Genomic DNA, 12,194 nt, shown 5'->3' with positions numbered 1-12,194 from the left:
GGGGGGGGCGGGTTGGGGGGGGGCGCACGCGGGTGGGGGAAACACGGGCCGCGCCGGGCGCGGCGCCGTTGCGGCAGGACTTACAGCAGCACGCGGCGCATGTCCGCCAGCACCTGGCTCAGGTAGGTGGTGAAGCGCGCCGCCGCGGCGCCGTCGATGACCCGGTGGTCGTAGCTCAGCGACAGCGGCAACATCAGCTTGGGCGCGAATTCCTTGCCGTTCCACACTGGCTGGATCGCCGACTTGGACACGCCCAGGATCGCCACTTCCGGCGCATTGACGATCGGGGTGAACGCGGTGCCGCCGATGCCGCCGAGCGAGCTGATCGAGAAGCAGCCGCCGCTCATCTCGGCTGGGCCGAGCTTGCCGTCGCGCGCCTTCTTGGCCAGTTCGCCGCTCTCGCGCGCCAGCTCGACCACGCCCTTCTTGTCCACGTCGCGGATCACCGGCACCACCAGCCCGTTCGGGGTGTCGGCGGCGAAACCGATGTGGAAGTACTTCTTCAGGGTCAGGTTCTCGCCGGCCGCATCCAGAGAGGCGTTGAAGTCGGGGAACTGCTTCAGCGCCGCGGCGCTGGCCTTGAGCAGGAAGGCGAGCATGGTCAGCTTGATGCCGGCCTTCTCGTTCTCCTTGTTCAGCGCCACGCGCAGGGCTTCCAGGTCGGTGATATCGGCCTGCTCGAACTGGGTGACGTGCGGGATCATCGCCCAGTTGCGCGCCAGGTTGGCGCCGGAGATCTTCTTGATCCGCGACAGCGGCTTGACCTCGACCTCGCCGAACTTGGCGAAATCGACCTTGGGCCACGGCAGCAGGTTCAGGCCGTTGCCGCCGCCGGCCGACGGCGCGCCGCCAGCCGCTGCGGCCGGCACGCCGCCCGCCAGCGCGGCCTTGACGTAGCGCTGCACGTCGTCCTTGGTGATGCGGCCGCCGTGCTCGGTGCCGCTGACCTGGAACAGGTCCACGCCCAGTTCGCGGGCGAACACGCGCACCGCCGGGCTGGCGTAGGGCACCTTCTGCGGCAGCACGCTGTCGGCGTTGAACTCCACCGGCGGGCTGCTCGGGGTGCCGGCCGACGGCGCGGAGGCGCCCGCCTTGGCCGGCGCCGAGCCCTGCACCTGGGCGATCTCGCGCTGCGCGAGCTTGTCCGGCGCGGCCGAGGCCGGGACCGGCTCCACCCCGCCGCCGGTCTCGGCGCTGGGCTGGATCGCGCCTGCCGCTGGCGCGTCGGCATTGGCGCCGGCCACTTCGATCAGCGCCACGACCTTGCCCTCGGACAGGCTGTCGCCGACCTTGACCTTCAGCTCCTTGACCACGCCTGCCACCGACGAAGGCACTTCCATCGTCGCCTTGTCCGATTCCAGGGTAACCAGGCTCTGGTCCTTGGCCACGGTGTCGCCGACCGCGACCAGCACTTCGATGACCGGCACGTCGCTGTAGTCGCCGATGTCCGGCACGCGCGCCTCGACGATGCCGCCGCCGGCATTCCCTGCCGGGACCGGCTTGGTCGACTGCTGCGCGGCCGGCGCCGGCGGGGCCGGCTCCTGCTTGGCCGGCGCTGGCGCGGCCTTGGCCGCTGCCGGAGCCGGTGCGGCGGCACTGGCGCCGTCCTCGGCCACTTCGATCAAGGCCACCAGCTTGCCTTCGGACAGGCTGTCGCCGATCTTGACCTTCAGCTCCTTGACCACGCCGGCGAACGGCGACGGCACTTCCATCGTCGCCTTGTCCGACTCCAGGGTGACCAGGCTCTGGTCCTTCTTCACCGTGTCGCCGACCGCCACCAGCACTTCGATTACCGGGACGTCGCTGTAGTCACCGATATCGGGGACAAGTGCTTCCTTGATTTCGGCCATGCGGGCAACTCCGGCAACTAATGAGGGGGAAACCCCTATTGTGGCGGCCCGCAGCCGCAGCGCCAACCTTTGCCGGGCAAAAAAACCCGCAGCGGGCGCGCCGTGGCACCGGGAAGCGCGTGTCTGCGGCGTTCGCGGCGGACTGTACGCCTGCGCATTGTCCCGGGGCCATCGCCGCCACGCGCGGCGCGCCGCCTTCACGGGCAGGCGCCTAGCATGCGCCGCACCCAGATCGGAGTGCCGCCATGCGTGCGTTCGTGCTGTTGATGTCGTTGGCGATGCCGCTGGTCGCCTGGTTCTCGCAACGCGGCGCGTTCGGCCCGACCAACGGCGCGATCTCCGACCGCTACCCGACCCTGATCGTCGCCGCCGGCTACGCGTTCGCGATATGGGGCCCGATCTTCCTGCTCGACCTGGCTTTCGGCCTGTGGCAGCTGTCGCCGCGGCGCCGGCGCGACAGCGCGCTGGCGCAGGTGCGGCTGCCGGCGGCGCTGGGCTTCGGCCTGACCGCGCTGTGGATGCCGGTGTTCTCGCAGCAGCATTTCCTGCTGGCGCTGGCGGTGATCTGGGCGGCGCTGGCGTGCCTGGCGCTGGCCGCGCTGCGCCTGTCGCGCGATCCGCACGCCGAGCCGTGGCAGGCGCTGTGGGCCTGGCTGCCGCTGTCGCTGCACGCCGGCTGGCTGTCGCTGGCAGCCTTCCTCAACACCGCGCAGGTGATCGTCGCCTACCGCTGGCTGTCCACCGAACACATGTTGCCGTGGAGCCTGGTGCTGTTCGCGCTGGCCGGTGCGCTGCTGCTCGGCCTGAACCGGGCGATGCGCGGCAACCTGGCCTATGTCGCGGCGGCGCTGTGGGCGCTGGCCGCGGTCTACGTCAAGCAGGCCGGCAGCGGCCTGGACGGCGCACGCAGCGCGGCGTGGGTGGCGTTGGCGCTGGCTGCGGTGTTGCTGGTGCAGACCCTGTGGCTACGGCTGCGCGCGCCGGCGCGACGCGCGCTGCACTGAGTGGTCCGCTAGCGCGCCGCCGCCGGCGGCGCGAGCCAGACCTGCAGCGGCGCCCAGGCCTGCTGCAACCGCGGCAGCGAGAACGCGGCGTTGGCCGGGCTGGTCGAGGGCAGCGCCAGCACCGTCAGCGGCGGTTCGCGCGGCGCCAGCTGCGGCTGCACGAAACGCGCGAACGCCTGCGCCGCCGCGGCGCCGTTGCAGGCGATCGCGCGCAACTGCGGCAACTGCGCGATGCGCGCGTGCAAGGGATTGGGCACTTCGCTGCCGCGCACGATCGCCGCATCCAGGCTGCCGCTGCGCCGGCACTGGCCGATCACGTCCCACAGGCCCGCGCCGCAGGCCTGCATCGCCTGCAACCGCGCGGCGTAGTCCAGTTGCGGATCGAAGCCGCACAGCGTGCCCAGCAACGGCCACAGGCGATTGCGCGGATGCGCGTAGTAGCGTGCGTGCTGCAGCGACATCGCGCCGGGCATCGAGCCGAGAATCAGCACCCGGCAATCGTCGCGAATCTGCGCAGGCAGGCCCTGCAACACGTCCTGCATCGTCACGTCGCGCGCATCTGGGTGAACATCGCCAAGTCTTAAAACCTCGTTATTTCAAGCATCCAACGCCGGTGTCTGAACGATGCCTGCATCCGCTCGGCCGAGGTCGGCGTCGATTCATCTTCTCATCGATACGGTGTGCGCGCCCACTCCTGTGGCCCCACAAAAAAAAGATTGAGGAGATTCCCATGCGGTCCATTCAAATCCTGAGCCTGGCTGTCGTTTCCGCCCTTGCGTTCGCGCCTGCCGCATTTGCGCAGGACGGCGACACCGCATCCGGCAAGCGCTTCGCCGTCGTCGGCAGCGCGACCCTGCTCGACCCCCATTCCAAGCCGGCCAACGGCCTCGACGTCGACGGCGGCCCGGCCCCGACCATCAGCGCCAGCTGGCTGATCAACGACAACTGGGCCGTCGAACTGTGGGGCGCCGCCGACAAGTTCAACCACCGCGTCAGCGCCAGCGGCGTGGGCAAGGTCGGCACCGTCGAGCAGCAGCCGATCGCGCTGAGCGGCCAGTACCACTTCGGCCAGGCGGACAACGTGTTCCGTCCGTTCGTCGGCGTCGGTTACTACGAGTCCAACTTCAGCAACGAGAAGATCGACGGCCTGTCGGCCAGCGGCCAGCACGTCGGCCTGGACACCGCCAAGGGTGCGATCGGCACCGTCGGCGTGGACATGAACATCAACTCGACCTGGTTCGCCCGCGCCGATGCCCGCTACATGCATTCGCGTCCGGAAGTGCAAGTCGCCGGCAGCGGCACCGGCCAGGACCTGAAGCTGGATCCGTGGCTGGTCAGCTTCGGCGTCGGCGCGCGCTTCTAAGCACGCCTGCTCCGCGTTACATGCAAACGGGCCTTCGGGCCCGTTTGTTTTTGTGGCTTCGCGCATCTGCGCGCGCGCGGCTCAGCGCGGCGAACGGTCGTAGCCGCGATAGCGATCGAAATGGCGCACCTTGCGCCGCAACAGCCATGCATACGCGCACGCGTAGCCGAGCAACAGCGCCGCCGCCGCAAGCAGGCTGGCATGGCTCATCCAGCCCTGCGCCGGCCAGGCCGCGCCTTCGCTCATGCTGCGCCAGCCCTGCAGCAGACCGGCGCCGATGCGCGCCACCACCAGCAGCGTCAACGCCAGCACCAGCCACAGGTTCGGCGTGTAGTACAGGCCCTGCGGCAGCGGTTCGAACCGGCTCAACCAGATGCCCAGCGCGCCCAGGCCCAGGCCTGCCACCCAGCCGATGCAGGCATACGTCGCCGCATCGGGCCACCAGTGCGCGGCGATCAACGCGAAGCCCAGCAACACGAGGCTCGACACCAGCGCCGACCAGAACTGCACGCTGGCCAGCCACGCCCGCGCCTGGCGCCGCGAGGTGCCGTAGCGGAAACGCTGCAGCAGCGACAACGGCAACAGCACCGCGGTCACCGCCAGCGCGATCACGATCGCCAGGGGAATGGCCAGCAACAGCGGCATGCGCAGGCTCCGCTCAGAACGCCGGCAGGACCGCGCCCTGGTACTTGCGCTCGATGAAGGCCTTGACCTCGGGGCTGGTCAGCGCCTTGGCCAGCTTCTGCACGCGCGGATCGTCCTTGTTGTCTGCGCGCGCGACCAGGAAGTTCACGTACGGCGAGTCCTTGCTCTCGATCGCCAGCGCGTCGCGGGTGGGATTGAGCCCGGCGTCGAGCGCGTAGTTGGTGTTGATCAGCGCCAGGTCGACCTGGTCCAGCACCCGCGGCAGCATCGCCGAATCCAGCTCGCGGAATTTCAGCTGCTTCGGGTTGGCGACGATGTCGCGCTGGGTGGACAGCGCATTGCCCGGATCCTTGAGCTTGATGACCCCGGCCTTGTCGAGCAGGATCAGCGCGCGGCTGTTGTTGCTGGGATCGTTGGGAATCACCACGTCGGCGCCCTGCGGCAGCTCGGCCAGCGACTTGAAGCGGCGCGAATAGGCGCCGAACGGCTCGATGTGCACGCCGATCACGGTGACCAGATCGCTCTTGCGATCGCGGTTGTAGGCATCCAGGTACGGCTCGGTCTGGAAGTAGTTCACGTCGATCTGCTTCTGCACCACCTGGTCGTTGGGCTGCACGTAGTCGTTGAACACGCGCACGTCCAGGGTCACGCCCTGTTTCTCCAGCAGCGGCTTGACCACCTCAAGGATCTCCGCATGCGGCACCGCGGTGGCGGCGACGCTGAGCCGCGCGGTGTCGGTCGCGGAGGTGGACTTGCCGCAGGCGGCCAGGGCGAGCACGGCGGCGCCGAGCAGCAGACGAAGCGGGAGTTTGGTCATGGGCGGGAATCCGGAAACGTGGGGAATGAGAATGACGCGGACGGCACTGCGAGCAAGCTAGCAGACCCAGCCGCTGCGCGCGGAGAAAAGGCTGCCTGGCTTTTCTGTAGGAGCGGCTTCAGCCGCGACCGCTTTACCGATAGACCCAGTCGCGGCTGAAGCCGCTCCTACAGAAGACAGAGGACACAAGCGCGATCCGGGCAAACGCGTGGCACTCAGCGCCGGCTGTAATGCGCGACCAGCCGATCGCCGAGCATCTGCAGCCCCTGCACCAGCAACAGCAGCACCACCACGGTGATCAGCGCCACGTCGGCGTGCGAGCGTTGGTAGCCGTCGCGATAGGCCAGGTCGCCGAGCCCGCCGGAACCGATCGCGCCGCCCATCGCGGTGAAGCCGATCAGGGCGATGGTGGTCACCGTGGCGCCGGCGATCAGCCCCGGCCGCGCCTCGGGCAACAGCACCCGCGTGACCAGTTGCCAGGTGGTCGCGCCCATCGCCAGGCTGGCTTCGACCACGCCGCGGTCCACTTCGCGCAGCGCCGTTTCCACCAGCCGCGCATAGAACGGCGCCGCGCCCACCACCAGCGGCAGGATCGCGCCGCGCACGCCCAGCGAGGTGCCCATCGCCCACAGCGTCAGCGGGATCATCGCGATCATCAGGATGATGAAGGGCACCGAGCGCAGCACGTTGATCGCCAGCGCCAGCGTGCCGTACAGCAGCGGCCGCTGGTGGGTCTGGCGCGGGCCGGTCAGGAACAGCAGCACGCCCAGCGGCAGGCCGATCAGCAGGGTCAGCGGCAACGAGCCGCCGAGCATCAGCAGCGTGTCCAGCGTGGCGCGGCCGATCTCGGCCCATTTGCCGGCGTCGAGATTGCGGAAGAAGCCAGTGGCGGCGGTCGCGAACGGGATCATCGGCGCAATTCCTCGACATGCACGCCGGCGGCGACGAACCCGGCCTGCGCCGCGTCCAGGTCGCCGCCGACCAGGGCCACGGTCAGCTGGCCGTACGGGGTGTCCTTGATCCGGTCGATGCGCCCGGACAGGATGTTGTAGTCCACCGCGGTCTCGCGCGCGATGCGTCCGAGCAGCGGGGCGTAGGTGTCGCCGCCGAGGAAGGTCAGGCGCACGATGCGCCCGGCCACCGCGGTGAAGTCGCGATGCAGTTCGCCCTCGTCCACGTGTTCGGCCTCGGACACGAAGCGGCGCGTGGTCGGATGGCGCGGGTGCAGGAACACCTCGGTGACCGGCCCGCTCTCGACCAGGTGCCCGGCATCGAGCACCGCCACGCGGTCGCAGACGCGGCGGATCACTTCCATCTCGTGGGTGATCAGCACGATGGTCAGGCCCAGCTCGCGGTTGATCTGCGCCAGCAGGCTCAGCACCGAGGCGGTGGTCTGCGGATCCAGCGCGCTGGTGGCCTCGTCGCACAGCAGGATCTGCGGCCCGGTGGCCAGCGCGCGGGCGATGCCGACGCGCTGCTTCTGCCCGCCCGACAGCTGCGCCGGATACTTGTTGGCGTGCTCGGCCAGGCCGACCCGGGCCAGCAGCTCGGCCACCCGCGCGTCGATCTGCGCGCGCGCGGTGCCGGCCAGTTCCAGCGGGAAGGCGACGTTGCCGGCCACCGTGCGCGAGGACAGCAGGTTGAAGTGCTGGAAGATCATGCCGATGCGCCGGCGCAGCGTGCGCAGCCCGGCGCGGTCCAGCGCGGTGACGTCCTCGCCGTCGATCAGCAGGCGCCCGCCGCTGGGCTCCTCGAGCCGGTTGATCAGCCGGATCAGCGTGGACTTGCCGGCGCCGGAATGGCCGATGATGCCGAACACCTCGCCGGCCCGGATCTCCAGGTCGAGCGGATGCAGCGCCACGACCGATTGGCCGGCGACGGAGTAGGACTTGTGCAGGTGCTCGAACTGGATCACCGCGCGGGGCCGGCAGCGAAGGGGGCGCAAAGCCTAGCAGGCCAGGCCTGCAGGCGTTATTCCATTCGATTCTAACGCTTGCGCCCGGAACGCCGCCGGCAACGGCAAAGGGCTAGGGATGCGCCAGCGGCGGCGGCCGCACGGTGGCGCGGACCCGCTCGCGGTGCAGCAGGTACAGGCCGCTGGCGACGATGATCGCCGCGCCCACCCAGGTCCAGGCGTCGGGCAGCTTGCGCCACAGCAGCCAGTCCCACGGGATCACCCAGATCAGGCCGCTGTACTCGAGCGGCGCGATCAGCGAGGCGTCGCCGCGGCGGAACGCCTGGGTCAAGGCCACCTGCCCCAGCGCGCCGGCCAGGCCGAGCGTGGCGATCCAGCCGGCATCGGCCAGGCGCAGCGGGATCCAGGCCGGCCACGCCAGCGCGCCGGCGCCGAGCGCCATGATCAGCAGGAACCAGACCACCAGCGATTGCGGCGTCTCGGTCCGCGCCAGCAGGCTGACCAGCACCGCCGCGAGCGCGTAGGCGGTCGCCGCCAGCAGCACCATCAGCCCCGGCAGCGAGACGAAGCCGCCCACGCCCGGGCGCAGCACCACCAGCACGCCGATCAGGCCGATGCCGATCGCGGCCCAGCGCCGCGGACCGACCTGTTCGCCCAGCAGCGGCACCGACAACGCCGTCACCAGCAGCGGCGCGACGAAGTAGATCGTGTAGGCGGTGGACAGCGGCAGGCTGCGCAGCGCCCAGGCGAAGCAGCCGATCATCGCGATGCCGAGCACGCCGCGCAGCAGATGCAGGCCCCAGCGCACCGGCACGATCGAACGCGGGCCGGCGGTGGCCAGCACCCACAGCAGCACGAACGGCAGCGAGGCGCCGCCGCGCAGCGTGGCCACCTGCAGCGCCGGATAGTGCGCGGTCAGCAGCTTCATCGCCGCATCCATCAGCGCGAAGCAGGCGACCGCCGCGATCATCCAGGCGGCGGCCGCGGTATTGGAACGTGAGCTGGGCATGCGCGGATTATCGCCGCGATCGGGCGCCCCGCCCAGCCGTGCAGACGGTCACGTCGTGGCAGCGGCTGCGCTGGCGCCGGGCGAACACCGCTGCCGCGCTGCGGCGCATCGCGCCGAACTGCCGATCGCGGCGGCGGGCAGCGGCGCTGCAGCGAGATCGGTAGGATAGGGGGTCTTTCCCGAGGACCTGCCATGCCTTCCTTCGACGTCGTCTCCGAAATCGACAAGCACGAACTGACCAATGCCATCGACCAGGCGAACCGCGAGCTGTCGACCCGTTTCGATTTCAAGGGCGTGGAGGCCAGCTTCGAGCTCGACGACCAGGTCATCAACCAGGCCGCGCCCAGCGACTTCCAGGTCAAGCAGATGACCGACATCCTGCGCGCGCGGCTGATCGCGCGCGGCATCGACGTGCGCTGCCTGGAATTCGGCGACGTGGAGACCAACCTGGCCGGCGCGCGGCAGAAGGTCACGGTCAAGCAGGGCATCGAGCAGAAGCTGGCCAAGAAGATCGTCGCCACGATCAAGGACGCCAAGCTCAAGGTGGAAGCGCAGATCAACGGCGACAAGCTGCGCATCAGCGGCAAGAAGCGCGACGACCTGCAGGACGTGATGGCGCTGCTGAAGAAAAGCGACTTCGAGCTGCCGCTGCAGTTCGAGAATTTCCGCGACTGAGCCGCGGGCGGCGCCACGCGCGCCGCATCCGCCCCGCCCGATCGCCGCCCGCCCTCGCCCGCCGGAATCGCCTTGAACGACCTCGACCCCACCGTTGACCCGATCGCGCTGACCCGGCAATGGCTGGAACGCGCGGTGATCGGCCTGAACCTGTGCCCGTTCGCCAAGGCGGTGCACGTCAAGCAGCAGATCCGCTACGTGCTCAGCGACGCGACCACGCCCGAGGCCTTGCTGGAAGAGTTGAGCGAGGAACTGCTGTTGCTGCGCGACACGCCGGCCGAACGGATCGACACGACGTTGATCGTGCACCCGCAGGTGCTGGGCGATTTCCTGGACTACAACGATTTCCTGGACAACGCCGACGCCGCGGTGGACGCGCTGGACCTGCACGGCATCCTGCAGGTGGCCAGCTTCCATCCGCACTACCAGTTCGCCGGCACCGCGCCGGACGACATCGGCAACTACACCAACCGCGCGCCCTTCCCCACCCTGCACCTGCTGCGCGAGGACAGCGTGGAACGCGCGGTGGCCGCGTTCCCGGATGCGGACGTGATCGTGGAGCGCAATCTGCAGACGTTGGAGAAGCTCGGGCTGGAAGGGTGGAAGAAGCTGTTCGAGAGCCGGGATTCGTGATTGGGGATTCGGGATTGGTAACAGCGTAAGCGGCAGCGCACAGCCACCGCTCTTGCGAATCCCTAATCCCTAATCCCTAATCCCCACTCCCGGCCCCGAACACCTGCGCCAACTCCGCCGCGTCCAGCGCGCGCCATTGCCCGGCTGGCAGTGTCTCGTCCAGCGCAAAGCCGCCGATGCGGCTGCGGTGCAGCGCCACCACGTGGTTGCCGATCGCGGCGAACATGCGCCGCGCCTGGTGGTAGCGGCCTTCGTACAGGGTGATGCGCGCCTGGCGCGGGCCCAGCACCTCCAGTTGCACCGGCAGCAGCGGCGTGGTCTCGCCGTCCAGCAGCAGCGTGCCGCTGGCGAACTGCGCCGCCTCGTCGCCGCGCAGGTCCTCGGCCAGGGTCGCTTCGTAGACCTTGGCCAGCTGCGATTTCGGCGAGACGATGCGATGCAGCAGCGCGCCGTCGTCGGTCATCAGCAGCAGGCCGCTGGTGTCGCGATCCAGCCGCCCGACCGTGGACAGCAACGGCGAGCGCAGGCGGAAGCGCGGCGGCAGCAGGTCGTAGACGATGCGGCCCGGGTCCTTGGTCGAACAGGTGTAGCCGACCGGCTTGTGCAGCGCCAGGATCAGCCCCGGCGGCGGGTCCAGCGCCTCGCCGTCGACCCGGATCGCGGCATGTTCGACACGGTCGTCGGCATACAGCACCTCGCCGTCGGCGTCGGTGATGCGGCCTTCGCGGAACATCAGGGTGACCTGCTTGCGGCTGCCGTAGCCCAGGTTGGCCAGGTGCTTGACCAGCTTCACCGGCGCACCGTGGCGCGGGCGCGCACCGCCAGGATCAACTTGAAGCCGTCGCGGGTGGCGATCACGCGGGTCTCGCCGAAGCTGGCGTCGAGCACCGCCTCGTACGGCAGGTGCCGGTTCGCGACCAGGTACAGCCTGCCGCCGGGCTTGAGCGCCTGCGCGGCCACGGCGATGAAGCGGCGGCCGATGTCTGGGCGCTCCATGCGCCCGGGCGCATGGAATGGGGGATTGGTGACGATGAAGTCGTACTGCGCCGGCAGCCCGGCGGTCACGTCGTGCCAGTGGTAGCCCATCTGCACCGCGGCCGGCGCCTGCGCCAGGTTCGATCGCGCCAGCGCCAGCGCGCGCGCATCGGCCTCGAACAGGTCCAACGCGGCGATCTTCGGGCAACGCGCGAGCAATTCCGCCGACAGGTAGCCATAGCCGGCACCCAGGTCGGCGCCGCGGCCGGCCAGGTCGGCCGGCAGGTGCTCGGCCAGCAGCGCCGAGGCCGGATCGATGCGGTCCCAGGCGAACACGCCGGGGCGGCTGCGGAAGCGCCCGTCCAGGATCGGCCGCGCCGCGTCCAGCCTGGCCCAGCGCTGCTGCAGCGCGGCGTCGTGGCCGCCGTGCAGCGGCGCGGTCCAGTACACCCGGCAGTGGTGCTTGGTCAGCTTGCCGCCGAGGCCGGCCAGCTGCTGCAGGTCGTCCTCGCCGGAGCGGGCGCCTTCGTTGTTGGACTGGCACGCCACCACCACCCCGCCCGGCGCGGCCAGCGCCAGCGCGCGCGCCAGCAGCGCCCGCGCCTCGTCGCGCTGGCGCGGCGGCAGCACCAGCACCAGCGCATAGCCGCCGGCGTCGTCGTGGTCGTGGTCGTCGGCATCCTCGGCGCGGACCTGCCAGCCGCCCTGCTCCAGGGCGGTGGCGAACGGGCGGTAGCCCTGCTCGCAGACCAGCTGCGCCGGCTGCGCGTGCTGGCGCAGCGCCCAGCCGTCGCGCGCGCGCAGAAACAGCACCTTGCCGGCCGGCCAGCGCAGCGCGCCTTGGGCGAAGGGCAGGAACAGGGTGTCGAGGGGAGCGTCTTGCAGAGCCGGCATCGGGATCGGAATCGGTCGGGGAGCGCGCATTCTACCGGCAGCCCGGCGCCGGCCCGGTTTTGCGCTAAACGAACGCATCATTGATGCAACGGCAACATTGGCGCGCCTAGGCTGCAAAGAACCCCGACAGATGGAGAGGCATATGCGCGCAGTGTTCATCGGTGGCGTCGTCGACAACAGCGAAGTGGATCTGGAAGGCAGCCAACCGCCGCTGCACTATCCGGAAAACACCGGCACCGGACGCCCGCGCTACCGCCTGCACCAGCGCGGCGAGCGCGACGACGGCAGCGTGGTCTACGCGGTCTATGCCGCGCCCGAACTCGGCGATGCCGAGGTGGAACGCGTGGTCGGCGAGCGCGGCTATGCGCGCCGCTTCGGGGTGGAGCCGGCGCCGGTGGAGCATTAGGGCGTAGG

Annotated in this window: 14 protein-coding genes; 5 read left to right on the top strand and 9 right to left on the bottom strand. The window is 70.0% G+C overall.

All coding sequences use genetic code 11. From position 1 onward, the window contains the following. Positions 1–80 precede the first annotated feature (80 nt). Positions 81–1,850, bottom strand: a complete 1,770-nt coding sequence (gene aceF / locus H9658_RS10970) for a dihydrolipoyllysine-residue acetyltransferase (protein ID WP_191825377.1) — start codon at positions 1,848–1,850, stop codon at positions 81–83. A gap of 245 nt (positions 1,851–2,095) precedes the next feature. Here aceF and H9658_RS10965 point away from each other — a divergent pair, with 245 nt between their 5' ends. After that, complete coding sequence (locus tag H9658_RS10965) at positions 2,096–2,854, top strand: hypothetical protein (RefSeq protein ID WP_191825376.1); 759 nt, start codon at positions 2,096–2,098, stop codon at positions 2,852–2,854. A gap of 8 nt (positions 2,855–2,862) precedes the next feature. On the opposite strand, the gene H9658_RS10960 is transcribed toward H9658_RS10965, so the two are convergent. Continuing rightward, on the bottom strand, positions 2,863–3,396 hold the full coding sequence (locus H9658_RS10960; protein WP_191825536.1) for a DNA-deoxyinosine glycosylase: 534 nt from the start codon (positions 3,394–3,396) through the stop codon (positions 2,863–2,865). Positions 3,397–3,584: 188 nt separating this feature from the next. On the opposite strand from H9658_RS10960, the gene H9658_RS10955 reads away from it, so the two are divergent. Next, entirely contained in the window at positions 3,585–4,217 is a 633-nt protein-coding gene (locus tag H9658_RS10955) for an OmpW/AlkL family protein (protein ID WP_179568786.1), read from the top strand. Between the two features lie 81 nt (positions 4,218–4,298). On the opposite strand, the gene H9658_RS10950 is transcribed toward H9658_RS10955, so the two are convergent. The 5 genes from H9658_RS10950 to H9658_RS10930 form a co-directional block, all read right to left on the bottom strand. Continuing rightward, on the bottom strand, positions 4,299–4,862 hold the full coding sequence (locus tag H9658_RS10950; protein ID WP_191825375.1) for a DUF1453 domain-containing protein: 564 nt from the start codon (positions 4,860–4,862) through the stop codon (positions 4,299–4,301). 13 nt (positions 4,863–4,875) lie between these two features. Beyond that, positions 4,876–5,679, bottom strand: a complete 804-nt coding sequence (locus H9658_RS10945; protein WP_179568790.1) for a MetQ/NlpA family ABC transporter substrate-binding protein — start codon at positions 5,677–5,679, stop codon at positions 4,876–4,878. Positions 5,680–5,894: 215 nt separating this feature from the next. Beyond that, the gene (locus tag H9658_RS10940) at positions 5,895–6,590 is read right to left on the bottom strand and encodes a methionine ABC transporter permease (protein ID WP_191825374.1); all 696 of its coding nucleotides are present in this window, start codon (positions 6,588–6,590) and stop codon (positions 5,895–5,897) included. Further along, positions 6,587–7,594 (bottom strand): methionine ABC transporter ATP-binding protein, encoded by a 1,008-nt coding sequence (locus H9658_RS10935; protein WP_179568794.1) that lies wholly within the window; start codon positions 7,592–7,594, stop codon positions 6,587–6,589. Before H9658_RS10935 ends, H9658_RS10940 begins: the two co-directional genes overlap by 4 nt. A 112-nt stretch (positions 7,595–7,706) precedes the next feature. Beyond that, complete coding sequence (locus H9658_RS10930; protein WP_191825373.1) at positions 7,707–8,603, bottom strand: DMT family transporter; 897 nt, start codon at positions 8,601–8,603, stop codon at positions 7,707–7,709. 192 nt (positions 8,604–8,795) lie between these two features. On the opposite strand from H9658_RS10930, the gene H9658_RS10925 reads away from it, so the two are divergent. Both H9658_RS10925 and H9658_RS10920 read left to right on the top strand, forming a co-directional pair. Next, positions 8,796–9,278, top strand: coding sequence for a YajQ family cyclic di-GMP-binding protein (locus H9658_RS10925; protein WP_179568798.1), 483 nt, complete (start codon positions 8,796–8,798; stop codon positions 9,276–9,278). Positions 9,279–9,350: 72 nt separating this feature from the next. After that, positions 9,351–9,911 (top strand): DUF1415 domain-containing protein, encoded by a 561-nt coding sequence (locus tag H9658_RS10920; protein WP_191825372.1) that lies wholly within the window; start codon positions 9,351–9,353, stop codon positions 9,909–9,911. Between the two features lie 76 nt (positions 9,912–9,987). On the opposite strand, the gene H9658_RS10915 is transcribed toward H9658_RS10920, so the two are convergent. Both H9658_RS10915 and H9658_RS10910 read right to left on the bottom strand, forming a co-directional pair. Next, the gene (locus tag H9658_RS10915; protein WP_191825371.1) at positions 9,988–10,704 is read right to left on the bottom strand and encodes a pseudouridine synthase; all 717 of its coding nucleotides are present in this window, start codon (positions 10,702–10,704) and stop codon (positions 9,988–9,990) included. Next, complete coding sequence (locus H9658_RS10910) at positions 10,701–11,780, bottom strand: class I SAM-dependent methyltransferase (protein ID WP_191825370.1); 1,080 nt, start codon at positions 11,778–11,780, stop codon at positions 10,701–10,703. The genes H9658_RS10915 and H9658_RS10910 overlap by 4 nt, the downstream gene beginning before the upstream one ends. Positions 11,781–11,922: 142 nt before the next feature. Between H9658_RS10910 and H9658_RS10905 the strand changes: the two genes are divergently transcribed. Then, positions 11,923–12,186, top strand: coding sequence for a hypothetical protein (locus tag H9658_RS10905; RefSeq protein WP_179568806.1), 264 nt, complete (start codon positions 11,923–11,925; stop codon positions 12,184–12,186). The last annotated feature ends 8 nt before the right edge of the window (positions 12,187–12,194 follow it).

The sequence above is a fragment of the Xanthomonas bonasiae genome (assembly GCF_014836395.1).
GTDB classification, from domain to species: domain Bacteria; phylum Pseudomonadota; class Gammaproteobacteria; order Xanthomonadales; family Xanthomonadaceae; genus Xanthomonas_A; species Xanthomonas_A bonasiae.
The sequence above is the reverse complement of the archived record's forward strand: the minus strand, read 5'-3'. Positions and strand labels throughout refer to the sequence as shown.